At 52.6% G+C, this 24,764-nt stretch carries 24 protein-coding genes; 4 read left to right on the top strand and 20 right to left on the bottom strand.

What is annotated here, in order from left to right; genetic code table 11:
* Window positions 1-3 precede the first annotated feature (3 nt).
* Window positions 4-1,140: a 4-phosphoerythronate dehydrogenase PdxB gene (pdxB, locus tag M2371_RS01110; RefSeq protein ID WP_259266675.1), complete on the bottom strand. Its 1,137-nt coding sequence runs from the start codon at window positions 1,138-1,140 to the stop codon at window positions 4-6.
* A 101-nt stretch (window positions 1,141-1,241) separates the two neighbouring features.
* Here pdxB and flk point away from each other — a divergent pair, with 101 nt between their 5' ends.
* Window positions 1,242-2,246: a flagella biosynthesis regulator Flk gene (gene flk, locus M2371_RS01105; RefSeq protein ID WP_259266674.1), complete on the top strand. Its 1,005-nt coding sequence runs from the start codon at window positions 1,242-1,244 to the stop codon at window positions 2,244-2,246.
* A 33-nt stretch (window positions 2,247-2,279) separates the two neighbouring features.
* Here the strand turns inward: flk and M2371_RS01100 are convergent, their stop codons facing one another.
* Window positions 2,280-3,461: an MFS transporter gene (locus M2371_RS01100; RefSeq protein WP_034497305.1), complete on the bottom strand. Its 1,182-nt coding sequence runs from the start codon at window positions 3,459-3,461 to the stop codon at window positions 2,280-2,282.
* A gap of 79 nt (window positions 3,462-3,540) precedes the next feature.
* The gene (gene fabB, locus M2371_RS01095; RefSeq protein ID WP_172893557.1) at window positions 3,541-4,758 is read right to left on the bottom strand and encodes a beta-ketoacyl-ACP synthase I; all 1,218 of its coding nucleotides are present in this window, start codon (window positions 4,756-4,758) and stop codon (window positions 3,541-3,543) included.
* 157 nt (window positions 4,759-4,915) lie between these two features.
* Here fabB and mnmC point away from each other — a divergent pair, with 157 nt between their 5' ends.
* Window positions 4,916-6,916, top strand: coding sequence for a bifunctional tRNA (5-methylaminomethyl-2-thiouridine)(34)-methyltransferase MnmD/FAD-dependent 5-carboxymethylaminomethyl-2-thiouridine(34) oxidoreductase MnmC (mnmC, locus tag M2371_RS01090; RefSeq protein WP_259266673.1), 2,001 nt, complete (start codon window positions 4,916-4,918; stop codon window positions 6,914-6,916).
* A 100-nt stretch (window positions 6,917-7,016) separates the two neighbouring features.
* On the opposite strand, the gene M2371_RS01085 is transcribed toward mnmC, so the two are convergent.
* From M2371_RS01085 to prmB, 6 genes are all read right to left on the bottom strand, one after another.
* Window positions 7,017-7,292: a YfcL family protein gene (locus M2371_RS01085; protein WP_172893555.1), complete on the bottom strand. Its 276-nt coding sequence runs from the start codon at window positions 7,290-7,292 to the stop codon at window positions 7,017-7,019.
* 28 nt (window positions 7,293-7,320) lie between these two features.
* On the bottom strand, window positions 7,321-7,875 hold the full coding sequence (locus tag M2371_RS01080) for an elongation factor P hydroxylase (RefSeq protein ID WP_167455980.1): 555 nt from the start codon (window positions 7,873-7,875) through the stop codon (window positions 7,321-7,323).
* 16 nt (window positions 7,876-7,891) lie between these two features.
* The gene (locus M2371_RS01075; protein ID WP_259266672.1) at window positions 7,892-8,689 is read right to left on the bottom strand and encodes a sulfite exporter TauE/SafE family protein; all 798 of its coding nucleotides are present in this window, start codon (window positions 8,687-8,689) and stop codon (window positions 7,892-7,894) included.
* 11 nt (window positions 8,690-8,700) lie between these two features.
* Window positions 8,701-9,525, bottom strand: coding sequence for a penicillin-insensitive murein endopeptidase (gene mepA, locus M2371_RS01070; RefSeq protein WP_259266671.1), 825 nt, complete (start codon window positions 9,523-9,525; stop codon window positions 8,701-8,703).
* A 4-nt stretch (window positions 9,526-9,529) separates the two neighbouring features.
* On the bottom strand, window positions 9,530-10,615 hold the full coding sequence (gene aroC / locus M2371_RS01065) for a chorismate synthase (protein ID WP_034497318.1): 1,086 nt from the start codon (window positions 10,613-10,615) through the stop codon (window positions 9,530-9,532).
* A gap of 71 nt (window positions 10,616-10,686) precedes the next feature.
* The gene (prmB, locus tag M2371_RS01060) at window positions 10,687-11,619 is read right to left on the bottom strand and encodes a 50S ribosomal protein L3 N(5)-glutamine methyltransferase (protein WP_115627706.1); all 933 of its coding nucleotides are present in this window, start codon (window positions 11,617-11,619) and stop codon (window positions 10,687-10,689) included.
* Between the two features lie 171 nt (window positions 11,620-11,790).
* Between prmB and smrB the strand changes: the two genes are divergently transcribed.
* Window positions 11,791-12,342: an endonuclease SmrB gene (gene smrB, locus M2371_RS01055; protein ID WP_034460090.1), complete on the top strand. Its 552-nt coding sequence runs from the start codon at window positions 11,791-11,793 to the stop codon at window positions 12,340-12,342.
* A gap of 117 nt (window positions 12,343-12,459) precedes the next feature.
* On the opposite strand, the gene sixA is transcribed toward smrB, so the two are convergent.
* The 4 genes from sixA to M2371_RS01035 form a co-directional block, all read right to left on the bottom strand.
* On the bottom strand, window positions 12,460-12,948 hold the full coding sequence (gene sixA / locus M2371_RS01050) for a phosphohistidine phosphatase SixA (protein ID WP_034497333.1): 489 nt from the start codon (window positions 12,946-12,948) through the stop codon (window positions 12,460-12,462).
* A 222-nt stretch (window positions 12,949-13,170) separates the two neighbouring features.
* Window positions 13,171-15,294: a fatty acid oxidation complex subunit alpha FadJ gene (gene fadJ, locus M2371_RS01045; RefSeq protein WP_259266670.1), complete on the bottom strand. Its 2,124-nt coding sequence runs from the start codon at window positions 15,292-15,294 to the stop codon at window positions 13,171-13,173.
* Window positions 15,294-16,604 carry an acetyl-CoA C-acyltransferase FadI gene (gene fadI / locus M2371_RS01040; protein ID WP_034497337.1) on the bottom strand — a complete coding sequence of 437 codons (1,311 nt, stop codon included), beginning with the start codon at window positions 16,602-16,604 and terminating at the stop codon, window positions 15,294-15,296. Before fadI ends, fadJ begins: the two co-directional genes overlap by 1 nt.
* Before the next feature lie 282 nt (window positions 16,605-16,886).
* Window positions 16,887-17,171, bottom strand: a complete 285-nt coding sequence (locus tag M2371_RS01035; protein WP_034497340.1) for a YfcZ/YiiS family protein — start codon at window positions 17,169-17,171, stop codon at window positions 16,887-16,889.
* Window positions 17,172-17,547: 376 nt separating this feature from the next.
* Between M2371_RS01035 and fadL the strand changes: the two genes are divergently transcribed.
* A complete protein-coding gene (gene fadL / locus M2371_RS01030) occupies window positions 17,548-18,894 on the top strand; it encodes a long-chain fatty acid transporter FadL (protein ID WP_259266669.1) in 1,347 nt (448 codons plus the stop codon).
* 67 nt (window positions 18,895-18,961) lie between these two features.
* Here fadL and mlaA read toward each other — a convergent pair whose 3' ends face one another.
* Genes mlaA through M2371_RS00995 form a run of 7 tightly spaced genes read right to left on the bottom strand, consistent with a single transcriptional unit; the run spans window position 18,962 to window position 24,738 of the window.
* Window positions 18,962-19,720 (bottom strand): phospholipid-binding lipoprotein MlaA, encoded by a 759-nt coding sequence (mlaA, locus tag M2371_RS01025; RefSeq protein WP_172893550.1) that lies wholly within the window; start codon window positions 19,718-19,720, stop codon window positions 18,962-18,964.
* 16 nt (window positions 19,721-19,736) lie between these two features.
* Entirely contained in the window at window positions 19,737-20,816 is a 1,080-nt protein-coding gene (locus M2371_RS01020) for a cytochrome c-type biogenesis protein CcmH (protein WP_259266668.1), read from the bottom strand.
* Window positions 20,813-21,370 (bottom strand): thiol:disulfide interchange protein DsbE, encoded by a 558-nt coding sequence (gene dsbE, locus M2371_RS01015; RefSeq protein ID WP_034497347.1) that lies wholly within the window; start codon window positions 21,368-21,370, stop codon window positions 20,813-20,815. Before dsbE ends, M2371_RS01020 begins: the two co-directional genes overlap by 4 nt.
* Window positions 21,367-23,319, bottom strand: a complete 1,953-nt coding sequence (locus M2371_RS01010) for a heme lyase CcmF/NrfE family subunit (protein ID WP_259266667.1) — start codon at window positions 23,317-23,319, stop codon at window positions 21,367-21,369. Before M2371_RS01010 ends, dsbE begins: the two co-directional genes overlap by 4 nt.
* Entirely contained in the window at window positions 23,316-23,795 is a 480-nt protein-coding gene (gene ccmE / locus M2371_RS01005) for a cytochrome c maturation protein CcmE (RefSeq protein WP_172893547.1), read from the bottom strand. The genes M2371_RS01010 and ccmE overlap by 4 nt, the downstream gene beginning before the upstream one ends.
* A complete protein-coding gene (gene ccmD, locus M2371_RS01000; RefSeq protein WP_034497353.1) occupies window positions 23,792-24,004 on the bottom strand; it encodes a heme exporter protein CcmD in 213 nt (70 codons plus the stop codon). The genes ccmE and ccmD overlap by 4 nt, the downstream gene beginning before the upstream one ends.
* A complete protein-coding gene (locus M2371_RS00995; protein WP_259266666.1) occupies window positions 24,001-24,738 on the bottom strand; it encodes a heme ABC transporter permease in 738 nt (245 codons plus the stop codon). Before M2371_RS00995 ends, ccmD begins: the two co-directional genes overlap by 4 nt.
* Window positions 24,739-24,764: the final 26 nt, after the last annotated feature.

The raw sequence follows: 24,764 nt of genomic DNA, 5'->3' as shown, positions 1-24,764 counted from the left end.
GTTTTAACGCGCCGCGTGATAGATAGCGCCAAAGCCTAGCTTTTGCAGCATTGTTGCTGCCGCTTCATCATCACACTGAATATAGAGCGACGACCATTCACGACGTTCCTGATAGTTTTTGCGTAACTTGTCAAACTCACCAGGAATACCCGCGACTTTACGCAGCGGTGCATCATCGCGGCGCACATCATACACCAGATGAACCAGTCTTTTGAGTGTCGCTTGATCGAGCGGGCCATGCAGGGTAATACGGCCAAATTCAGGTGCAGGCAGCAACGTGTCTAAAGCCACTTGCTGCTTCTGACCGATAAATTCACTGAATGCTTCGAACACTTGCGTGGTGCCACGCGCTTTACCTTCCAGCGTATAACCCGCAATGTGAGCGGTACCGATATCCACTTTATCGAGCAATGCGACGTTGAGCTCAGGCTCCGGTTCCCAGACATCGAGCACAACACTCAGATCCTGGCCGTTCTCCAGGCATTTCAGCAACGCGGCGTTATCAACCACCGGGCCACGGCAAGCGTTAATCAGAATTGAGCCAGGCTTGAGGCTGGAGATGAGTTTTTCATCGGCTAAATGCAGCGATTTGTACGGGCCGTCTTTAAACAGCGGCGTGTGGAAGGTCAACACATCGGCTTCACGAACCAGTGTTTCCAGCGGCTGGAAATCACCGGGTTCACCACGATCGCTGCGAGGGGGATCGCAAAGCAGCGTACGCACACCAAAGGCTTCTAAACGCGCCTGCAAACGCGAACCCACGTTACCCACACCAACAATGCCCACCGTGCGGCCAGTCAACTGGAAACCATCACGTTCTGCGAGCATTAATAGCGAAGAAAAGACGTATTCAACTACCGCGATAGCGTTGCAACCCGGTGCTGCTGAAAAAGCGATACCCGCGCTCTCAAGATAAGTTTCGTCAACGTGGTCACAGCCCGCCGTCGCCGTACCAACAAACTTGATTGCTTTACCATCGAGTAAATCAGCATTCACTTTAGTCACTGAGCGCACCATTAATGCATCGGCATCGGCCAGTTCAGACACGGGAATTGGGCGCCCAGGAACGGCGGTGACATCGCCAAGACGGCTGAACAATTCGCGTGCATAAGGCATATTTTCGTCAACGAGGATTTTCACGTTAGTTACCTGTTGGTTAATCGTCGAGAATAAGCCCGATAGTGTGCCATAATCTGGCGTCCTGGCATACTTGAGCCGGGGGCTGACAAAGGATTAAGACTATGCAACCCATTCAGGGGGCGACTGCGCGTCCTCCGGGGGAACCGCCCTCCACACATTCTGCGGCAGGCGAGTTTCCGCTTTCCACTCAGCAACGTACCGTACTGGAACGTTTGATTACCCGTATTGTTGCGCTAAATCAGCAGCAAAGCGCCGAAGTGTGGGCGGGTCTGAAACACGACCTCGGGCTAAAAAGCGAAACGCCTTTACTGTCGCGCCACTTCCCCGCAGCTGAACAAAATCTTAATCAGCGCCTGAATAATGCCCAAACGACTCACGGCACGCGCCAGGTTGTTCAGCAGCTCAGTGAGCTTCTGTCCCAGGGGAATAACCGCCAGGCCGTAAGCGATTATATTCGCCAGAATTTTGGGCAGACGGCCCTCAGCCAGCTCACGCCAGAACAATTAAAAAGCGTACTCACGCTGTTGCAAAATAACCAGTTGGCTATTCCGCAACCGCAACAGCGCCAGGCAACCGATCGCCCATTGTTGCCCGCTGAACATAATTCACTAAATAAACAGGTCGCTAAACTCGCTGCCGCAACTGGCGAGTCCAGTAAGTTAATCTGGCAGTCAATGCTTGAGCTTTCAGGAGTGAAAACGGGTGAGCTGATCCCGGCCAGGCATTTCGCGCTGCTAACCACCTGGTTGCAGGCACGCCAGACATTAAGTCAGCAAAATACGCCGACGCTACATACTATTCAGGCGGCTTTAAAGCAGCCGCTCGAACCCGCTGAATGGAAAGAGATAACGGACTATTCGCAGCAACGTTTTCAGGCTACACCGCAAACGTTACTGACCACCGCGCAGGTGCAGGATATTTTGAATCAGGTGTTATTAAAACGCGCCGAACGCCAGCCATCAGCGCTTGAAGTGCATCACATTCAGCCGATAGCCAGCCCAATCTGGGCACCGTTTATCGAGCCGATGAAAGCGATAAGTGCGCGACCAGGATTAGCGCTTATCGCGCTGGTTGTGGTGATGCTTTTGTTGTGGATAGTGATATGAAATTTGCCACCCGCGACGGGTGGCAATTGAAGGTTACTTGCGAAAAGCGATTAGCGTAACAACAATCCCCACGCCCGCCGAAATCGCCCCAGCTAAAAATACAGATGGGTATCCCATCGAAGTTGCCAGCAGCCCGGTCAGTGGCCCGGCGACACCGTACGAGATATCCTGAAACGCCGCATATCCGCCAAGTGCCGTACCGCGCACTTGTGCCGGAACGCGTTTAACCACTTCAACTCCCAGCGCCGGGAAAATCAGCGAACAACCGCAGCCGGTTAACGCAGCGCCTATTAACGCAATACCTGCGCCCGGTGCTTGCCACAGCAAAACCAGCCCGATGGTTTCAATCGCCAGTGACACTAACGCGACTCGCACACCACCAAAACGGTCCGGCATCCAGCCAAACAGAACACGCATCAGCACAAACGCGCCGCCAAATGCGGTGAGCGTAAAGCCCGCCCACGCCCAGCCGTTCGACGCAAAGTAGAGTGAGACAAAGGTGCCGATTACCGCAAAACCCACGCCCTGCAATGCAAGTCCGAGCCCTGGTTTCCAGATAAGGCCAATCACGGCAAACAGAGAAGGACGCTCGCCTTTATGCGCAGGCACTGCGCGAACGCGTCCGTTAAACGCCCACGCCACCAAAGGCAACGCGATAGTTGATACGCCCAGCGCCACGAATCCCCATTGGCTGTTTAACAGCAAGCCAATGGGTGCCCCCGCCGCTAATGCGCCATAAATCGCCATCCCGGTCCAGGACATCACTTTGCCGGAGCGAGTCGGGCCAACCAGGCCTAAACCCCAGGTCAGATTTCCGGTCAGTAATTGGCTTTCGCCAAAGCCAAGAATCAAACGCCCCACTATCAGTAAACCGAATTTTGCCATCGCATCAACGGGCAACAACGCAGCCAGCAAATAGGCCACCCCAGCGAAAGCACAGGCGCACATCCCTTGCATGGTCGAGCGTTTCGCACCTTGCTGGTCGGCCAGACGCCCGGCATAACCTCGGGTCAAAACCGTCGCGAGGAACTGGATCCCAACAGCGATCCCTACCATGGTATTGCCGAAGCCAAGCTCGTGATGGACAAAAAGTGGAATCACTGGCAGCGGGAGACCCACCGTCATATAGGTGAGGAACACCGCAAAGGTCAGGCTAAATAGGGACTTATTTTCAGATTTATTGTTTTGAAGCTGAGAATCATTTATTGAGGACATACTGCTACTCCTTGGCAGTCGTCATTATGCAAAAAAAAACGGGGCGCACAAGGCACCCCGTTTATTAACTTCACCGGAATTAAGCTTTAACTTTACGCATCACCAGTGTGGCGTTAGTCCCACCGAAACCGAAGCTGTTAGACATAACAGTGTTCAGTTGACGCTCGGTAGTTTCAGTCACGATGTTCAGGCCAGCAGCCTGCTCATCCAGCTCTTCGATGTTAATGCTTGGCGCGATGAAACCGTGCTCCAGCATCAGCAGAGAGTAGATGGCTTCCTGAACGCCAGCGGCACCCAGAGAGTGACCCGTCATTGCTTTGGTCGCAGACATCGACGGTGAGTGGTTACCGAAGACTTCTTTGATTGCGCCCAGTTCTTTCACATCACCAACTGGTGTGGAAGTCCCGTGTGTGTTCAGGTAGTCAATCGGAGTATCAACACCGTGCATTGCCATCTTCATGCAACGTACTGCGCCTTCACCAGATGGTGCAACCATGTCTGCGCCATCAGAAGTTGCGCCGTAGCCAACGATTTCAGCGTAGATGTGTGCGCCACGAGCCAGAGCGTGCTCCAGTTCTTCGACCACAACCATACCGCCGCCGCCTGCGATAACGAAACCGTCACGGCTCGCATCATAGGTACGGGATGCTTTGTCCGGCGTTTCGTTGTATTTAGTAGACAGCGCGCCCATGGCATCGAACTCACAGGCCATTTCCCAGCACAGCTCTTCGCCGCCACCAGCAAAAACGATGTCCTGTTTGCCCAGCTGAATTTGCTCAACAGCATTACCGATACAGTGCGCAGAAGTCGCACATGCGGAGCTGATCGAGTAGTTCACGCCGTGAATTTTGAACGGAGTCGCGAGGCATGCGGAAACCGCAGAACCCATCGCTTTGGTCACAACGTAAGGACCCACCGCTTTCAGGCCGCGCGGGCTACGCATTGCGTCTGCACCGAATACCTGAGATTTAGACGACCCACCGGAACCTGCAATCAGGCCCACACGCGGGTTGCTTTGATAAACTTCTTCTTTCAAACCAGCATCTTCAATAGCTTGCTGCATTGAAAGGTAAGCATAGACAGAGGCATCGTTCATGAAACGGACCACTTTACGGTCAATCAGGCCGGTGGTGTCCAGTTTAACGTTACCCCACACGTGGCTGCGCATTCCAGAATCTTTGAATTCTTGAGAGAAAGTGATCCCCGAGCGACCTTCACGCAGAGATGCCAGGACTTCCTGCTGGTTGTTACCGATGCTGGAAACAATGCCCAGACCAGTAATCACTGCACGTTTCATTCAATACCTCTTTCACTACACTATTTAGGATTTCGAATGGCACAATAGCGTACAGTTGTACGCCGAACAAGTCCGATCAGCCAATTCAGTCTGAAATTTGCGCCGCTTCGCACACATCGTTATGATCGTTTCACCGCCTGCCAGACGAGTAACTTACGTGAAACCGTCCCCTATACAATCTGCCAACCTTGGCTTTAACGAAGAGGGTACACCTGTATCCCGAGAATTCGACGATGTGTACTTCTCTAATGATAATGGACTGGAGGAAACTCGTTATGTCTTTCTTGGTGGGAACCGATTATCGGAACGCTTCATAACCCACGATCGCTCGCTATTTATCGTTGGTGAAAGCGGTTTTGGCACCGGACTTAACTTCCTGACTTTATGGCAAGCTTTTGAAGATTTTTGCAAAAACCAGCCTCAAGCCACGCTCAAGCGCCTGCACTTTATTAGTTTTGAAAAATTCCCTCTCACTGCCGAAGATTTACACGCCGCTCATGCGCATTGGCCCGAACTGGCCGATTTTGCGCAGCAACTTCAGCAACAGTGGCCACTTCCGATTGCCGGTTGCCACCGTATTTTACTCGCTGATGGACGCGTGACTCTCGACCTGTGGTTCGGGGATATTAACGAACTGATCCCGCAATTAGATGACACATTAAATAATCAGGTCGATGCCTGGTTCCTTGACGGTTTTGCGCCGTCAAAAAACCCGGACATGTGGACGCAAAACCTGTTTAACACCATGGCAAAACTGGCGAGACCTGGCGCCACGCTGGCGACATTCACCTGCGCCGGATTTGTGCGTCGTGGCCTGATTGATGCGGGTTTCACTATGACCAAAACGAAAGGTTTTGGACGCAAGCGCGAAATGCTGACGGGTGTAATGGAACGAGCGCTTGAAACGCCAGCACTCGCTCCGTGGTATGCCCGACCAGCAGCGCAAGGGCAAGAGGTCGCTATTGTTGGCGGCGGCGTAGCCAGCGCCCTGCTCTCACTCGCCTTGCTACGCCGTGGCTGGCAGGTCACGCTTTACTGCGAAGATATCGCCCCGGCACTTGGCGCTTCCGGTAATCGTCAGGGCGCGTTGTATCCCTTGCTGAATACGCACGACGCTTCGCTAACAAACTTTTTCAGCGCGGCGTTCACCTTTGCCCGTCGTTTATACGACTCGTTGCCTGTTGAGTTTGATCACGAGTGGTGTGGCGTGACGCAACTGGGTTGGGATGAGAAGAGTCAGCATAAAATCGAACAGATGCTGAGCCTCGAATTTCCTGAGCGACTGGTTCATGCCGTTGATGCACAAACTGCTGCAAAACTTTGTGGCCTGGAAACCGGGCATGGTGGCGCAACCTATCCGCTCGGAGGCTGGTTGTGCCCCGCGCAATTGACCGCAGGCGTGCTGGCGCTGGCAGAACAAATGGGGCTTAAAACCCATTACCAGCATCATGTCGAAGAACTGACGCAAACACCTGAAGGATGGGAATTAGCGTTTGCTGAACAGGAAGCAAAGCGCCATGCGATTGTGGTCATGGCCAACGGTTTCAAAATCAGTAAATTCGCGCAAACCGCTAAACTGCCGTTCTCCGCTGTTGGCGGCCAGGTGAGCCATATTCCAACCCGCCCGTCGCTTTCTGAATTACGCCAGGTGCTGTGTTACGACGGTTATCTGACGCCGCAAAATCCACACAATCAGCAGCATTGTATCGGTGCAAGCTATCATCGTGGCGTGGAAGAAATGCGCTATAACGATGAAGATCAGCAGTATAACCGTCAACGTTTGTTGAATTGTCTGCCGGATGTGGAATGGCCGAAGGAAGTCGATGTCTCAGCGGGTGAGGCCCGGTGTGGAGTGCGATGTGCGACACGCGATCACATACCGATTATCGGCAGCGTTCCGCGCTATGACGCCACGCTTGAAGCCTATGCGACACTTTGCGAAAACCGTGAAAATGCCGAAGCTGCACCGGTCTATCCCAATCTGTTTATGTTGGCGGCGTTGGGTTCAAGAGGGTTATGCAGTGCACCACTGGCGGCAGAAATTCTGGCAGCGCAGATATGCGATGAACCTGTTCCCATGGATGGCGAAACGCTGGCGGCTCTGAATCCGAATCGATTCTGGGTGCGGAAGCTGCTGAAGGGGAAAGAAGTTAAATAGATGAGGGTTTAACGCCCTCACCCCAGCCCTCTCCCATGGGAGAGGGAGAACACCGAACAGTCCCCTCTCCTTGGGGAGAGGGTTAGGGTGAGGGGGTAACTTAGAATTGCGCTTTCTGGTACAAGTTGTCCCACATTTCCAGCACCAAAGACTGGTCGCGCGGCGAAAGCTCACCTGCCTGAATCGCTTTCTCCAGGCTGCCGGATACCGCACTGTGCAGCGCTTCCGGGCTGTGATCTTCACCATGCTCTACATCGGCAACAGCCAGAGTCAGGTGGCCACGCAGATAACCGCTGGCAAACAGTTCATCATCACTGGCCGTCTCAACCATTTCATCAATTAGCGCCAGAATGCGTGTTTCAAATTCAGCGATCATCGTACTTCCTCTTCAATATGCAGGTTTTTTAGTTTAAATCTTCCGGCCACGGGAACTGTTCTGCGGCCAGCGGCGGGGTTTTATAATACTCCCGCAGTGCTTCAATTAATTTTGCCGTGCGAGCCGGGATGCCCTCTTGCAGGTAAATCATCACCTGCGCATGAACCCGACGCTGAAATGCGATTCTGTCCGGGTCAACATCCCCACTCAGGTTGTCGCAACTCACATTGAACGGGAAGTTTGCCGCCACGCACAGTAACCATTCCTGCGCCTGGGGTTTGACTTCCACATCCTCAAATTTACTTTGAGTTTCGGCATCACGCCCGTCCGGGCAATACCAGTAACCGAAATCCACCAGCTCGCGGCGAGCTTTACCCGCGATCAGCCAGTGAGAAATCTCGTGCATGCCGCTGGCATAATAACCGTGGGCAAACACCACGCGGTGATAAGGAATTTCCTCATCAGCAGGAAGATAGATCGGTTCGTCGTCGCCTTTAATCAGACGTGTATTAAATTCATCTTTAAAGCAGTTATCGAAAATGTCGATAAGTTCCTGATAATGGTGTTCTGTCGTTATTGTCATATTTGCTGTGGTCATCTTAATTTATCCCCAACCATTGGAGAATTTCCGTTCCGTGGCTATCAAATAAGAGTTTGGCGCTCATCACCGCCGACACAATCACAATCATCGGTCGGATCAGTTTCTGCCCTTTACTCAACACCAGACGCGATCCCATTCGCGCCCCTATAAATTGCCCGGCCATCATCACAAAGCCGGTTCCCCAAATCACCTTCCCGCCAATAATAAACAGCAGTAAACCGCCGAGGTTGGATGTGGCGTTTAACACTTTGGCGTGAGCGGTAGATTTGGCGAGGTTAAAGCCGCATAACGTAACAAATGCCAGCGCGTAAAATGAACCCGCACCTGGGCCAAAGAAACCGTCGTAGAACCCGACACAGCCACCAGCAACCAGCGCAAATGGCAGGCCGTATAAACGGCGTTGCCGGTCTTCGGCACCCAGTTTTGGCATCAATAAGAAGTAAAGACCGATGCTAATGACCAGTATTGGCAGAATTTGGCGCAGCACGTCTGATTTCACATACTGAACCAGCAGCGCGCCGGTCATTGATCCGATCAACGTCATCAGAATATTGAGTTTCTGATCTTGTAGGCTGACCACTTTGCGACGAATAAAATAGATCGAGGATGAAACTGAACCGCCGCAGGCCTGCAACTTGTTGGTTGCCAGAGCTTGAGCCGGTGACATTCCTGTCGCTAACAATGCGGGTATAGTAATCAAACCGCCCCCACCCGCCAAAGCATCGATAAACCCTGCTCCCATGGCGACAAAAAACAGCACCACCAGCATCAGGGGGGAAACCATAAACCATTCCATGATCTTATCCGTTAGAGAACGTGCTCATCCAGTAAGGCCTGACATGAGGCCGGAATTGGGGGGGGAGTTTTCTTTTTCGGTGCACTACTCCCTGGAGGCGGTGGTGCAAACCAGCTTTGCAATTCAGTCCCGCAACCGTCGCCCGGCGGCGGTAAGGGTTGATCTTCGCACTCAAGGCTGTCAGCCGGACAACGCAGACGCACGTGCATATGGGCGCGGTGAGCAAACCACGGGCGCACTTTGCGCAGCCAGTCACGGTCAGCTCCGGCATCCAGACACAGTTGCTGCTTGATTGCCGGATTGACGAAGATCCGCGTGACGTCGTTATCTTTCGCCGCAAGCTTAATCAGGCTGCTGATTTCCGGCTGCCACAAACGCGGCACCACATGCTGATTATCGCTGGCGACTAAATCCAGCGCCTGCGGTTTAAGAAGCTGAGCTGAAGTCCAGCGAGCTTTGGGAAGCTGCAAGAAGATATCGACGTCCAGCCCGCTTTGGTGGCTGGCATGGCCTGAACTAAAACGACCGCCCGCCGCCATTCCCATATCGCCAATCAGCAGCGTACCGAGGCCAAGTTGCGTCGATTGATTGCTCAAGCGCTGGATAAACGACACTAAATCGGGATGGCCGAAATAGCGACGTTGGTCCTGGCGCATCACCTGATAGCGAGGATCGTTGAGCGGCAACTCGTGGGCACCCACAATGCAGCCGTTAGAGAATGCACCAATAGACTGCGGGCTTCCCGCAATCGGATGACTAATTTTCTGCCACGGTGTCGCGGCAAAAGTAGCGGTACTGGCAAGCAATGCCAGCAGCCCCACGAGTGTTTTTTTCATCGCATTACCAGCGCGGCAAAGGGAAAGTGACGTCACCGTTTTGAGCACGCTGACGCAGCATATGATCCATCAATACAATCGCTAACATGGCTTCGGCAATCGGAACCGCGCGAATACCCACGCAAGGATCATGGCGGCCACGCGTGACCATCTCAACTTCTTCGCCTTCGCGATTGATGGTACGACCCGGAACCATAATGCTTGAAGTTGGCTTCAGCGCCATGTTCGCGACAATTTGCTGGCCGCTACTGATACCACCGAGAATGCCGCCAGCGTGATTGCTCTGGAAGCCTTGTTTGGTGATTTCATCACGGTTCTGGCTTCCGCGCAGGTTAACCACGCCAAAGCCCTCGCCAATTTCCACGCCTTTCACCGCGTTGATGCTCATCAGCGCATGTGCAATATCGGCATCTAAGCGGTCAAATACGGGTTCGCCCAGGCCTGGTGGCACGTTGTCAGCCACAACAGTCACTTTCGCGCCGATGGAGTCGCCTTCTTTTTTCAGCGCACGCATCAGCTCATCAAGCGTTTCGATTTTATCGGGGTCCGGGCAGAAGAACGGGTTTTGTTCGACTTGATCCCAGTCTTTGATTTCCAGCGGCACGTCGCCCATTTGCGTCAGGCAGCCACGAATCGTGATGCCGTATTTGTGCGCCAGATATTTTTTAGCAATCGCCCCCGCCGCCACACGCATCGCGGTTTCACGAGCCGAAGAACGGCCACCGCCACGGTAATCGCGCAGGCCATATTTTTGTTCGTAGGTGTAATCTGCGTGGCCCGGACGGAACACGTCTTTAATCGCGCTGTAATCTTGCGAGCGCTGGTCAGTGTTTTCAATCAACAAACCGATACTGGTGCCGGTCGTCACGCCTTCAAATACACCGGACAGAATTTTCACCTGATCGGGTTCACGGCGTTGCGTGGTATAGCGAGAAGTCCCTGGGCGTCGACGGTCGAGATCGTGTTGTAAATCTGCTTCGGTAAGCGGAATGCCCGGCGGCACACCATCAACGATGCAACCCAACGCCACACCGTGAGATTCACCAAAAGTCGTTACGCGAAAGACTTGTCCAATAGAGTTTCCAGCCATCTTCTTTCCGTTATCGTTTTTCGTTGTGTTGTGAGCAAATGAAGACGGGCCAAAAGGCCCGCCTGCACAGATTAATCTTTGTAAATGCTGAAATGTTCGCGGGCATCAATAAGCTGCGATTTGGTCAGCATGAACACGCCGTCTCCACCGTTATCAAACTCAAGCCAGGTGAACGGCACATCCGGATACTGGTCCATCAGATGTACCATGCTGTTTCCGACTTCACAAATCAGGACGCCGCCATCGGCGAGATAATCCGGCGCACACGCCAGAATGCGACGCGCCAGTTTCAGGCCGTCTGTACCCGCTGCTAAACCTAATTCCGGCTCGAAGCGGAACTCGCCTGGCAGGTCAGACATATCTTCCGCATCCACGTAAGGTGGGTTAGTCACGATAATGTCGTACTGCACTTTTGGCAGGTCGCGGAACAGATCGGAACGCATTGGCGTTACCTGGCTTTCCAGGCCGTGCTCGGCGATGTTTTGCTCGGCAACCGCCAGCGCATCAAGAGAAATATCCACCGCATCAACTTCTGCATTGTGGAATTCGTAAGCACAGGCAATAGCAATGCAGCCGCTGCCGGTGCACATATCCAGAATGTGCTGCGGTTCGTTATCAAACAGGCCCGCGAAACGGTTGGTGATAAGCTCGCCGATTGGGGAACGTGGAACCAGCACGCGTTCATCGACATAAAACTCGTGACCGCAGAACCAGGCTTTGTTGGTCAGATAGGCGACCGGGATGCGCTCGTTGACGCGGCGAATCACGCGTTCAACGATACGATGGCGTTCGCTTGGCGTCAGACGCGCAGTGCGCATATCCTCTGGAATATCCAGCGGCAGATAGAGACTTGGCAGCACTAACTGAACGGCTTCGTCCCACGGGTTATCCGTGCCGTGGCCATACCAGATGTTGGCGGCGCTAAAGCGACTGACTGCCCAGCGCAGCATATCCTGAATGGTATGCAGTTCATTCACTGCCTCATCGACGAAAATTTTATCCACGTTGCCCTCCGCAGGCCGTTCGCGCTAATTCAATAATCGATTAGTTTGCCATGAAGGCCGCGACAAATCAGCATTTCAATCACTGTCACTGCGGTGAAAATTGCGTTTTATTTAGCGATGGACGACAAACCAGGTAAACTGGCGCTAATGCAGATGCGAGACGAGAAACAGATGAAGAAGAAAAATCCGCTCAGCGCTGACGATCAGAACCTTTTCCGTGATCTGATGAGCGGCACAAAAAAATTAACTCAGGACACCATTGTTCATCGCCCGATGCGTAAGAAAGTCCAGGAAGTTCCAGTGAAACGGCTGTTGCAGGAACAAGCCGATGCGAGTCATTACTTTTCAGACGAATTCCAGCCACGACTGGCGACTGAAGGCCCGACACGTTATGTGCGCGAAGACGTCAGCCATTTTGAGCTGAAAAAAATTCGGCGCGGGGATTATTCGCCAGAATTGTTCCTCGATTTGCATGGTCTGACTCAGATGCAAGCGAAGCAGGAATTAGGCGCGCTGATTGCGGCCTGTCGTCGCGAGCATGTGTTTTGCGCCTGTGTGATGCATGGGCATGGCAAACACGTTTTGAAGCAGCAAACGCCATTATGGCTGGCGCAACACCCACACATCATGGCATTTCACCAGGCACCGAAAGAATACGGTGGTGATGCAGCGTTGCTGGTGTTGATTGAAATCGAAGAGTGGCTACCGCCGGAATTGCCGTAGGGTTTTATGTCGGATGACGCTGCGCTTGTCCGACCTACGTTATTGATTTTGTAGGGAGTATTAACGAACAAATAAGAAGAGCCGCATATAGCGGCTCTTTTTTCATGCTTACGGCAATTAAATAGCTTTAGCTACTTTCAAATTGCATGGACTCATTTGCCAGTTGAACACACCCTTGCCCGTTTCGGCATCCAGTGTGACATTAGCAATAGCCGAAGTGCTGAACATCGGCGGTGTCTCTTCCGGGCAAAGCTCAGACACCAGGTAACCGACTAACGGCAGGTGAGAAATCACCAGCGCCGACTCAACCCCTTCATTTGCCAGGGCTTGCAGGTAGCAGCTCACCAGGCCCACATCGCCGCACGGCGTCAATTCCGGCAGAATGTCTTCTTTACCTGGAAGGGTCAGAGTTTCCCGCACTACATCCAGGGTTTGTTCGGCTCGCAGGTAAGGGCTCACCAGAACACGTTCGATATCTAACACCTGGCCTTTCAACCAGGTCGCCATTACCCGGGATTCATCACAACCACATTGTGTGAGTGGACGTACCGAGTCGCTGGCAGCATCGAGTGCTGCGTCGCCGTGACGCATGATAAAAACTTGCATATTGCACCGCTTTTGTTAACCAGGAATGCTTGAATTCCCCTGAAACTTAAGAGGGGAAATTCAGCAGCCGGGCATTGTGCCTTATCCGTACATCGAATGAAACGCTGTTTTTTACCTCAATGGTGCAAGTATAGTCAATCACTGTTTAATAAGTGACCAACCAGCATCCATTCACCGAGCCATATGTTGATGTTTCTTTGACTACAGTTTCATCTCCGGGGTTCACTTTGCCCAGAAATTTCGTTGCTCTTCCACCATTTGTAAAAGTCTGTCACAAGGGGCAAAACGCTCCCCGTATTGACTCGCCAGGCGCTGCAATTGCGCGACAACTTCACCCGCACCCAAAGAATCCATATAGCGGAACGGGCCACCGAGGAACGGTGGGAAACCAATACCGAACACTGCACCGATGTCGCCATCGCGAGCACTGCGAACAACACCTTCATCAAGGCAACGCGCCGCCTCATTGAGCATCATCATCACGCAGCGTTGTGCAATTTCTTTTTCTGCCAGTTGTCCTTTTGGTGAAACACCTAACAGCTTATAAATTGCAGGGTCGACCTGCTTTTTGCTTCTACTCCCTTTGCCTGGATAAAGATAGAAACCGCGCCCATTTTTTCTACCTTTGCGATCGTCATTCAATATTGCTGCAATATTTTGCGGTGCAGCGAAACGATCCCCGTAAGCCTGCTGAAGTATAGGGCTAATTTTAGTCCCTACATCAATTCCCACCTCATCCAAAAGTTGGATTGGGCCGACAGGGAAACCAAACGCCACCAGCGCATTATCAATTTTATCGACCGGCTCACCTTCCACCAGGCATCGCATCGCTTCATTAACGTAAGGTGCCAGAATGCGGTTGACGTAAAACCCGGCACTGTCGCCTACCACAATAGGCGTTTTGCCTTGTTTCTTCGCCAACTGAACCGTTGTGGAAATCGTTTCCGCACTCGTTCCTGCGTGAGGAATGACTTCTACCAGCGGCATTTTATCCACCGGGCTGAAGTAATGCAGACCGATCACCAGCTCGGGGCGCGCGGCGTTAGCCGCGATATCGGCAATCGGCAATGAAGAGGTGTTTGAAGCAAAAATAGTATGCGGTGCAGCATTGTGTTCAATCTCAGCGACCATTTTCTGCTTGAGCGCGAGATCTTCAAAAACGGCTTCCACGACAATGTCACGATTATGGAAACCGTGATAATCGGTGCCGCCGGAAATACGCGCCATTTCGCGCTGGCGTTCAATGGCTTTAAGATGGCGGCGACGCACTTTTCTATCCAGCAAATCCCAGCTGTATTTCAGCGCGTGGTTAATGCCTTCATTATTGATATCTTTAATACGCACCGGCAGCTTGCCTTTTGTCGCGGTGACAAACGCAATTCCTCCGCCCATCAAGCCACCGCCCAGCACGCCTACCGCCTTGATTGGACGCGGCTGTGCATCCGCGCCGTGCTCTTTTTTAAGCTCGGTGCTGGCAAAGAATAGCCCACGTAACGCCGCCGATTGTGGCGTCATCGCTAACTCGCCAAACGCTTTCGCTTCTGATTCGTAGCCGCTAAAACTCCCCTGCCCGAGGCCGATTTTTATCACGTCGATAATGCGTTTCGTGGCTGGATAATTACCGCGCGTTTTTTGCTCGGTTTTTTTCTCCACCATGCTAAACAACAGTGAACGACCAAGCGGGCCTGCCAGGATGCGTTCCCGCACCGGTAATGTCCGAGAGGGTTGGCGGCCCTTTGCGACACGTTCAACCGCGGCGGCCAGTAAAATAGATTGCGGAACCACTTCATCGACCAGGCCCAGTTTCAGCGCCTGGCGCGGGCGTAACTGTTTACCCGTCAAAATCATATCCAGCGCATTACTAACGCCAATCAAACGCGGTAAACGCTGGGTGCCGCCAGAACCAGGCAATAAGCCAAGCTGCACTTCCGGCAAGCCAAGTTTGGTTTTTTCATCATCGGTACAAATCCGTGAATGGCAGGCCAGGGCCAACTCCAGCCCACCGCCGAGACACGCGCCATGAATAGCCGCCACAACCGGAATCGGTAGCGCCGCAATTTCTGCCATGATCTGTTGCCCCTGATGCGCCAGCGTTTGGGCTTCCAGCGCGCTCTGGCAGTTGGCAATCATGTTGATATCAGCGCCAGCAATAAAGTTGTCAGGTTTACCTGAAATAAATATCAACCCTTGTAGTGCCGTATTGTCGCGCACCTGTTTGATGATGTTATGGACTTCAGGGCCGAAAGAGGCTTTCAGCGTGTTCATCTTTTCGTCCGGCACATCGATGGTCACAACCGCGATATTGTCGAGGCGGATGTGTAAGTTGAAAGCGGAAATCTGTTCCATTATTCGGCCTCCAGAACCATAGCAGCACCTAATCCACCCGCAGCACAGGCAGTCACTAACCCAAATCCACCGCCACGGCGACGTAATTCGTGCAATGTTTGCGTGATCATACGAGCGCCCGTTGCCGCGAACGGGTGCCCATAGGCAATCGAACCGCCCAGCACGTTAAATTTCGCATCATCGACTTCACCGGTCGCATGAGCGCGGCCCAATACGTCACGAGCAAAACGTTCGCTGGCGAGCATTTTCAGGTTAGCCAGCGTTTGCGCGGCAAAGGCTTCATGCATATCAAACAACGTCAAGTCATTGAGAGTGATGCCTGCCCTTTCGAGCGCCAGCGGCGTTGCCCAGGCCGGGCCTAGCAGCATGTCTTGCCAGACATCTACCGCCGTAAACGCATAACTGCGCAAGTAGCCCAACGGTTTTAAACCGAGCTCTTTTGCGCGGGATTCCGTCATCAGAATCACCGCAGCGGCACCATCCGTTAACGGCGTGCTGTTAGCGGCAGTGACGGTTCCGTGCTGGCGATCGAACGCCGGACGCAGCTTCGCGTAATCAGCAACCGACGAATTCTGACGCACGTTATTATCTTCGCTGAACGGTTGGCGATAAGGCGGGATAAATGCCGTCATGACCTCTTCCGACAATTTCCCCTCTTTCCACGCAATCGCGGCTTTGATGTGTGAGCGATGTGCTAACGCATCTTGCTGTTCACGGGTAATGCCATGGGTTTTCGCCATTTGTTCAGCGGTATCGCCCATTCGCAAACCGGTCGAATACTCGGCGACGGCAGGAGGAACAGGTAACAGGTCGCGTGGGCGTAAGCGGGAAAAGAGTTTCAATTTTTGCCCCAGGGTACGGGCTTTATTAGCATCGACCAGTACGCGCCCCAGTTTTTTACTGACGCCAATCGGTAAAACAGACGATGAATCCGCGCCACCTGCGATACCCGCGCGAATAGTCCCGGCCATTAAACTTTCGGCTACGTTCGCCACCGCCTGGAAACTGGTCGCACAGGCGCGACTCACGCTATAGGCGTCGGTATGTACGCTTAAACCCGCACCAAGAACGATTTCGCGGGCAATGTTTGGCGCTTCCGGCATCTGCACCACCTGGCCGAAAACGAGCTGTTCGATAACTTCCGGGGGAATTTCGCTGCGAGCGAGCAGCTCGCTGACCACCATGGTGCCAAGGTCAACTGCGGGAATGCCATGAAATGCCGTCGCCTGACGGGCAAACGGTGTGCGTAAACCACTGACAATGGCAATGCGGTCACCCTGGCGGGTCACCAACGGAAGTGCCTGACTCATAACGCTCCCCTATTCTTCCCTTTGTGTATGAATCTACAGCGATGTTGCTGTAACTGCATATTTCTGGGAATAAAAATGTAATTGACCAATAGTGGTCAGACCTGATCACAGTTTTAACCAAAAAGTTACAATCAGCCAACCGGGTGACTAAATAATTGGGAGGGGGGACACGCTTTAAGGAAGGATATTAAAGTGAAAGAAGGTGGATGACGCTTTCGCTTATCCACCTTACGGTTGGCACTTGTAGGTCGGATAAGTTTGCGCCATCCGACATTTTTACATTTAACGCAGGCCGAGCTGGAAGATCATGGTTTCAGCCTGGCAGCTGAAAGTGAAATCGATATCCAGACGGATGCCATCAGCTTCTTCGGTGTAACGCGGAACAATCTGGCAAGGTTCTGATTCTGCTGCACGAGCCTTTTCACTCAGTGCTGCCAGGGTTTCGTCCGCTTCAGCTTTAGTGGCAAATACGCGGCTGTAAGTGGCTGTGCAGTCGGTGTTATCGATGATAGAGCCGACATCAATACAGCAGCAAACCGGGGTTTCATCAGCAGTGTTCTTACTCATTTTATGATTTCCTCTGTATTTAAAAGGCAAAATATTTTCAACGAATCTTGTCTATTTTACGCTCCCTGTTGAACCGACTCCAGTCGTTAATCTTGTCAAAATCTCTAAGTGACCCAAATCACACTTAAAAATGATCTAAAACAAGAATCACCTGGTTTGCATAGTGACGCCGAACCCGATTTTGCCAGGCAGATCTCGTTTCGGCGATCAAATTTGAAAAATCTTAGATACAAACTTGCAACATACCATCTGGTCAGACCTATACTCTCGCCACTGGTCTGATTTCTCTGTAACAGATCAGCCCCTACTATTCGCGCTCCTGTTACGGTATGTAACATTGTTTGTATAAAAATAAATCCATTATGAGGTTTTGGTCATGAGCCAGAAAAACCTGTTTACAAAGTCAGCCCTAGCGGTTGCAGTGGCAATTGTCTCATCGCAGGCGTACTCAGCCGGCTTTCAATTAAACGAGTTCTCTTCCTCAGGCCTAGGCCGAGCTTATTCAGGGGAAGGTGCGGTCGCAGATAACGCGGGTTCCGCCAGCCGTAACCCTGCAACGATTATGATGTTTGACCGCCCAATGTTCTCCGGCGGTGCGGTCTTTATTGACCCGGACGTTAATATCTCTGGTACTTCTCCTACTGGCCGCAGCACTGACGCAGATAACATTGCACCGGTTGCATGGGTTCCAAACCTGCATTTTGTTGCGCCTATTAATGAACAATTTGGTTGGGGTGCGTCTGTCACCTCTAACTATGGTCTGGCGACCGAGTTCAACAATAATTACACCGCAGGTTCGATGGGCGGTAAAACCGACCTGACGACCATGAACCTAAACCTCAGCGGCGCATACCGTTTAAACAACAACTGGAGCTTCGGTCTGGGCTTTGATGCTGTTTATGCGAAAGCAAAAATCGAGCGTTACGCAGGTGACCTCGGCCAGATTATTGCGGGACAAGTCATGCAAAGCCCTGCTGGCCAAACGCCACAAGGACAAGCTTTAGCCGGATATGGCAATTCTTTAAGTAGCGACACCCAAATCGCGCACCTGAAAGGCGACGAATGGGGCTTTGGCTGGAACGCGGGTATCCTTTATGAAATCAATAAAGATAACCGTTATGGCTTAACCTACCGTTCAGAAATCAAAATCGACTTTGACGGCGACTATAGAAGCAACCTGCCTGCGGCATATACCCCAATGCTTTCTGCATTCGGCCTACCGGCGGGCACCAGCGGGCAAACCGTTCCAGGATCTCTGACCCTGAACCTGCCTGAAATGTGGGAGCTGTCAGGTTATAACAAAGTCGCGCCACAGTGGGCGATTCACTATAGTCTTGCCTACACCAGCTGGAGTCAGTTCGAAGAGCTGAAAGCGACTGGCAACAACGGCCAGACATTGTTCAAAAAAGAAGAGAACTTTAAAGATGCGTACCGTATTGCTATCGGTACCTCTTACTATATGGATAAGAACTGGACCTTCCGTACCGGTATCGCATTTGACGATAGCCCGGTTCCTGCGGATAACCGTTCTATCTCCATCCCGGATCAGGACCGCTTCTGGCTGAGTGCGGGTACCACTTACGCATTCAACGATGATGCTTCCGTCGATCTTGGTGTTTCCTACATGCACGGTCAGCATGTTGAATTTACCGAAGGCCCATACACCTTCAAGTCTGAAGGTAAAGCGTGGCTGTACGGCATGAACTTTAACTACGCATTCTAATAGTTAACAGTTACAAAAAAGGCGAAACTCAGGTTTCGCCTTTTTTTATGCCTCAAACATATCGCATTTACTGCGAGTCGATATCTTTCAGAGAATCTTCAATTGAGGACGCATTTGGGTTCTCCTGCGGTGAAAGCTTGCCACCGTTTGCCAGGAAATCATGGCGCTGGAAGTACGCTTCACGAACCAGGATATACGGGTCTGAAGATTGTTTGAGCAACCCTTCAGAATCCAGCAATTGCGCACGCGTTTCGATACCTTCAAGCGTCCACTTACCAATCGACATCCACCAGGTGAGCCAGGACAGAGGGGCATATAAATCATCCACCCACTCGCCGCCGTCTTCACGAATCGTGAAGCTACCGTATGCAGGTAACTGCACGTATGGACCGTAGCCAACACCGTAATGCCCAAGTGTGGTACCAAAACGGTTGGGTTCAACGCGTTGTAATTTCGGATTAGCCATACCAGCAACGTCGATGAAACCACCCATGCCCAACAAGGTGTTCAGGAAGAAACGGGTGAAATGCACCATCCCCTGATACGGATCGCCTTGCAGGAAATTGTTGACCATTGACGCAGGTTCTTCGAGGTTACTCGTAAAGTTACTCAGACCGTTGCGCGCAGGTTGCGGCACATAATCACGCCACACTACAGCAACCGGGCGCACGATATACGGATCCAACACATTGAAGTTGAAGTCGTACATTGTCCGGTTGAACCCTTCTAATGGGTCCGAGCGCCCTTGCGGCTGTGTATCGGCCGAACTCGCACAGCCGACTAATACGGTAGCGGCCAGTGCCAGCCCGGTCAGGCGGAAATTCATATCTCTCTCCCTGTTATTATTGCTCTCCGCTCCCCGCTTTAGTGCCGTCGTTACCTGCCAACGCCGCTTTTGCCTGCTCGATGCTTCTTTGCACCACAGCCCGACGCTGGTCGTTTACGGGTAAGACTTGCAACATGATTTGCCATGCACCAATCGCTTCGCGGTAATTCTGTTGTTCAAAAGCATTAAATGCGAGCAAGCTTAATACGCGAACATTTGTATGATCCGCCTTAAGCAATTCACGCAAAAGATCCCCACCAAGTTGGTTATCCTGTGGGTCGCCGCTGCGGGTCAATACTTCAGCATAGCCCAGCTTTACATTACTGTTAGAGGGCGACAGTTTAAACGCATGTGCAAAGGCTTGTGTAGCGGTACTTGCATTATTGAGCACCATACCAATTCGCCCGAGCATCATCCAGCCCTCAATATTGTCAGGCTCCTGCTGTAAACGCGTGCGTAATCCCAGTCCGAGATCGGCCATTTCAGGCATATCTAGCGGTTTTGCCTGTGGATCCAAGGCGCGCTGCAGAAGTTGTGGCGTTTGTTCGGTGACGCTTTGCCAGGTCTGCACCTTCTTCCAGTCCGACGTTTTCAGATAAACGCCTACACTCACGGCAACCAAAACCACCGCTCCCGGAGCAAAAAACCAGAAATGGGCTTTTCGAGTGACAGTCTGGTGCTGTTCGGTTTCCGGTTCATCGCTAAAATGAACGCGTCGTTTGCGGCTACGCACCACAATCACGCCCGCGCCGCCGAGAATAAACAATACCGGCAGAACCCACAGAATAATGGTGGCAGGCGTCAACGGCGGTTCATAAGTCACAAAATTACCGTAACGCTGCACCATATAGTCGATAATTTGCTGCTTCGTTTTCCCCTGCTGCATCAACTCATAGACTTTCAGACGCATGTCAGAGGCGATCATCGCGTTAGAATCCGCAATGCTATTGTTCTGGCATTTCGGGCAGCGTAATTGCTCGGTAAGCTGGCGGAACTGCTGTTCCTGCGCTTCATCTTTAAACTGGAAAGTGTCTATTGCCGCCAGGACATTAAACGAAAACAGGAATGCGACGATCAGTAGCCATCCGCGTTTCATGCCCCGGCCTCCTTATTGTATTTGTCCCACAGCGGTTTCAGCTCCTGCTGCCAGACGCGATCGTTGAGATCGCCCGCGTGGCGATAACGAATGATCCCTTTGCCGTCGATCAAAAATGTTTCTGGTGCACCATAAACGCCCAGATCTAACCCCAGCATGCCGTTGCCGTCAAACAGACTCAGCGCATAAGGGTTGCCAAGTTCATTGAGCCAGGTGATCGCTTTGCTGCGTTCGTCTTTGTAATTCATCCCCACGACACGAATTCCCTGCGCCTTCAGCCCATTAAGAAACTGATGTTCAGCGCGGCAGGTCGGGCACCAGGTCGCCCACACGTTGAGGAGTAAAGGTTTGCCGTCAGTGAGCACCGCCTGGTCGTAAACCTTGCCTGGGTTTTCCAGCGACTCAAGACGAAACACCGGAACGGGCTTCCCGACTAATGCCGATTCCAGATTAGTGGGATCATCGCCCTGCGCGTTTCGCGCCAGTTGCCAAAGCAGCATTGCGGCCAACAACAAAAACAGAACGAGCGGGATAAATAATACTTTGCGATTCATGCAGCCTCCGGCACGTTTTTACGCTGGCGGTAACGCGGGTCAAACAAGCAGAACAACCCGCCAATGGTCATCAAAATTCCGCCCATCCAAATCCAGCGCACGAACGGTTTGTAATACAGGCGAACCGCCCAGCTTCCATCGTCCAGCTCTTCGCCGAGTGCGGCATACAGGTCACGCGTCACGCCGCCATCGATCGCCGCCTCGGTCATCATGGCGCGGTTACTGTTGTAGAAACGTTTTTCCGCATGCAACGTGGCTTCGGGTTTGCCATTACGCGTGACGTCGATAATCCCCACGCCCCCACGGTAATTCGGGCCAGTCAGCTCATGCACATCGCGGAACACAAAGTGATACTGATGAATGTCGATGCTATCGCCTGCTTTCATGCGCACATCGCGTTCGATGCTGTAGTTCTGACTAAACGCGATACCGACGACAGTCACCGCCAGCCCCAAATGCCCAAACACCATGCCCCAGTGGCTGCGTGGTAATTTCCATAAGCCTTTCAGCAAGCCGTGGCGATTTGTCGCCCGCTCATAAACTTCCATTAACGCCAGCACAAACACCCATACCGCCATCAACAAACCGACCACCGTCATGGCTTCAACGCGGTCTTGCATCAGCCACGGCAGCACCAACGAAAGCGCAACCGTAATAGCAACGGCAATCGCCAGTCTTTTCACTAGTTTTTGCGGTTCGTCGCGACGCCAGCGCACCAATGGGCCAATGCCCAGCAACAGCGCGAACGGCGCCATGAGTGCCGTAAACATGGTGTTGAAGAACGGTTCGCCGATGGAAATACTGCCCAGCCCAAGCTGTTTGTGCACCAGCGGCAGTAACGTCCCGAGTAACACCACCAGCATCGCGGCAATCAATAACACGTTGTTGCCGAGCAAAAATGATTCCCGCGACCACAAACTATTCCCAACGCGCGATCGCACTTTGCTGCCTTTCACCGCATACAGCAGCAGCGAACCGCCAATCACAATCACCAGGAAGGCGAGGATAAACATGCCGCGAGCTGGGTCTGAGGCAAACGAATGCACCGAAACCAGCACGCCGGAACGCACCAGGAAAGTGCCCAGCAGGCAAAGCGAGAATGCCGTAATCGCCAGCAACACCGTCCAGGCTTTAAAGCTACCGCGCTTTTCCGTCACCGAAAGCGAGTGAATTAACGCCGTGCCCGCAAGCCACGGCATAAACGAGGCGTTTTCTACCGGGTCCCAGAACCACCAGCCGCCCCAGCCCAGCTCGTAATAAGCCCAGGCCGAACCTAAAACAATGCCGATGGTTAAAAATGACCAGGCGGCTAACGTCCACGGACGCGTCCAGCGCGCCCAGGCAGAATCGAGTTTCCCGGCCATTAATGCGGCAATAGAAAACGCAAACGCCACGGAGAAACCGACGTAACCCATGTACAACAACGGCGGGTGGAAAATCAGCCCGATATCCTGCAACAGCGGGTTCAGGTCACGCCCTTCAATCGGGAAGTCAGGCAACGTGCGGGTGAAGGGATTCGAGGTAAAGATGATAAACAGCAGGAAGCCGAAATTAATCATCCCCATCACCGCCAGCACGCGTGCCACCGCATCTTGCGGCATGCTGCGACTAAACAGCGCCACGGCAAACGTCCAGGCACTGAGCAGCAACACCCACAGCAGCAACGAGCCTTCGTGCGCGCCCCACGTCGCGGCGACGCGATACCACACGGGCAACTCGCTATTGGAGTTATTCGCGACGTACAGCACCGTAAAATCGTTCACCACAAACGCATTCACCAGCACCAGGAAACAGGCGCAGAGTGTGATAAACAACGCCCAGGCCAATGGCCGTGATGAGGCCATTAAACGCGAGTCATTGCGCGCCACGCCCCACAGCGGATAAACACTCAGTAACAATGACCAGCCCAGCGCCAGACAAAGCAAAAAACTGCCGATTTCAGGCATCATGAGGCGTTATCCTTGTAAGCCTGTGGCGCACGCTGGTGATTTTTATCCATCGCTTCTTTCACTTCCGGCGGCGTGTAATTTTCATCATGTTTCGCCAGCACTTCTTTCGCTTCAATACGGTTCCCGGCTTCGAACACGCCCTGAGCGACCACACCCTGCCCCTCGCGGAAAAGGTCCGGTAAAATCCCGACGTAGCTGACATCCACCACACCGCTGGCATCGTAAAGTTTGAACGTCACTTTTAGCGTCTGGTTGTCACGTTTCACACTGCCTGGTTGAACCATGCCGCCAACACGCAAACGTTGCCCCACTTCGGGCAATTGATGGCTTTCCCCTTTACCGTACAGAATTTCGCTCGGCGTATAGAAAAGGTCGATATTGCTGCGTAATGCATACAGCACCAGCGTGATAGTCAGCCCCAACCCCACCAGCACCGAAAGCGCCAGGTAAAGTCGATGTTTGCGACGAGTATTCATTCAGTTCCCTCTGCTTGTCGTGCCGCCTGAATCCGTTTTTCCCGCGCATGTTGGCGCGAGACAGAATTTAAAATCATGCGGCGTTGCATGCGGCTATGCACCACCAACAAGAATAATGGGATAACGGTCAACGCGACGGCGAGCCAGACGTAAAACGCATAACCGCCCATGGCGAAAAAATCAGCCCAGTTTAAAAATGCGCTCGTCATACGTTTCTCCCTTTATTCGCCAGTTCCATTACCCACGGGCGGCGTTGTTCCTGAAGCAAAATGAGATTGCGTAAACGCATTAATGTCAGCGTGATGAACAGCATCAGGAAACCAAAAATGGTGAAGCGCAACGGCGTGCGCATAGCAGGGTCAATACTTTGCTGCATATTGGTGGAACCCTGATGCAGCGTATTCCACCACTCAACGGAGAAATGGATAATCGGCAAGTTCACCACGCCCACCAGCACCAGAATACCCGCCGCACGCCCGGCCAGACGGCGGTCGTCAAAAGCGTTATAGAGCGCAATCACGCCGATATACAGGAACAGCAGCACCAGCTCAGAAGTCAGGCGGGCATCCCACACCCACCAGGTTCCCCACATCGGTTTACCCCATGCGGAGCCGGTCACCAGTGCAATAAAGGTGAATACCGCCCCCACAGGCGCCATCGCCGCCACGGCGAGGTCAGACATTTTCATCTGCCACACCAGGCCAATAAACGCCGCCACCGCCATCGAACCGTAAATGCCCATCGACCAGATAGCCGCCGGGACATGAAGATACATGATGCGGTAGCTCTGACCTTGTTGATAATCGGCAGGAGCAAAACCAAAGCCCCAGACGCAACCGACCACCAGAAGTATCGCGCTGATGATGGCAAACCACGGAACCAAACGCCCGCATAGCAGGTAAAGTCGCTCGGGTTTAGCGAGCTGATGTAACCATTTCCACATAATCGTTGCTCACAAAATATCAACCA

It is taken from the genome of Buttiauxella sp. BIGb0471, assembly GCF_024807715.1.
Taxonomy (GTDB): domain Bacteria; phylum Pseudomonadota; class Gammaproteobacteria; order Enterobacterales; family Enterobacteriaceae; genus Buttiauxella; species Buttiauxella agrestis.
Note: the sequence above shows the minus strand (reverse complement) of the source record. Positions and strands in the feature narration are given on the sequence as shown.

Coding starts and splice junctions, on each gene's coding strand:
- flk (WP_259266674.1), top strand. CDS start 1,242: ATGCAACCCATTCAGGGGGCGACTGCGCGTCCTCCGGGGGAACCGCCC.
- M2371_RS01100 (WP_034497305.1), bottom strand. CDS start 3,461: ATGTCCTCAATAAATGATTCTCAGCTTCAAAACAATAAATCTGAAAAT.
- fabB (WP_172893557.1), bottom strand. CDS start 4,758: ATGAAACGTGCAGTGATTACTGGTCTGGGCATTGTTTCCAGCATCGGT.
- M2371_RS01085 (WP_172893555.1), bottom strand. CDS start 7,292: ATGATCGCTGAATTTGAAACACGCATTCTGGCGCTAATTGATGAAATG.
- M2371_RS01080 (WP_167455980.1), bottom strand. CDS start 7,875: ATGACAATAACGACAGAACACCATTATCAGGAACTTATCGACATTTTC.
- M2371_RS01075 (WP_259266672.1), bottom strand. CDS start 8,689: ATGGAATGGTTTATGGTTTCCCCCCTGATGCTGGTGGTGCTGTTTTTT.
- mepA (WP_259266671.1), bottom strand. CDS start 9,525: ATGAAAAAAACACTCGTGGGGCTGCTGGCATTGCTTGCCAGTACCGCT.
- aroC (WP_034497318.1), bottom strand. CDS start 10,615: ATGGCTGGAAACTCTATTGGACAAGTCTTTCGCGTAACGACTTTTGGT.
- smrB (WP_034460090.1), top strand. CDS start 11,791: ATGAAGAAGAAAAATCCGCTCAGCGCTGACGATCAGAACCTTTTCCGT.
- sixA (WP_034497333.1), bottom strand. CDS start 12,948: ATGCAAGTTTTTATCATGCGTCACGGCGACGCAGCACTCGATGCTGCC.
- fadJ (WP_259266670.1), bottom strand. CDS start 15,294: ATGGAACAGATTTCCGCTTTCAACTTACACATCCGCCTCGACAATATC.
- fadI (WP_034497337.1), bottom strand. CDS start 16,604: ATGAGTCAGGCACTTCCGTTGGTGACCCGCCAGGGTGACCGCATTGCC.
- M2371_RS01035 (WP_034497340.1), bottom strand. CDS start 17,171: ATGAGTAAGAACACTGCTGATGAAACCCCGGTTTGCTGCTGTATTGAT.
- fadL (WP_259266669.1), top strand. CDS start 17,548: ATGAGCCAGAAAAACCTGTTTACAAAGTCAGCCCTAGCGGTTGCAGTG.
- mlaA (WP_172893550.1), bottom strand. CDS start 19,720: ATGAATTTCCGCCTGACCGGGCTGGCACTGGCCGCTACCGTATTAGTC.
- M2371_RS01020 (WP_259266668.1), bottom strand. CDS start 20,816: ATGAAACGCGGATGGCTACTGATCGTCGCATTCCTGTTTTCGTTTAAT.
- dsbE (WP_034497347.1), bottom strand. CDS start 21,370: ATGAATCGCAAAGTATTATTTATCCCGCTCGTTCTGTTTTTGTTGTTG.
- M2371_RS01010 (WP_259266667.1), bottom strand. CDS start 23,319: ATGATGCCTGAAATCGGCAGTTTTTTGCTTTGTCTGGCGCTGGGCTGG.
- ccmE (WP_172893547.1), bottom strand. CDS start 23,795: ATGAATACTCGTCGCAAACATCGACTTTACCTGGCGCTTTCGGTGCTG.
- ccmD (WP_034497353.1), bottom strand. CDS start 24,004: ATGACGAGCGCATTTTTAAACTGGGCTGATTTTTTCGCCATGGGCGGT.
- M2371_RS00995 (WP_259266666.1), bottom strand. CDS start 24,738: ATGTGGAAATGGTTACATCAGCTCGCTAAACCCGAGCGACTTTACCTG.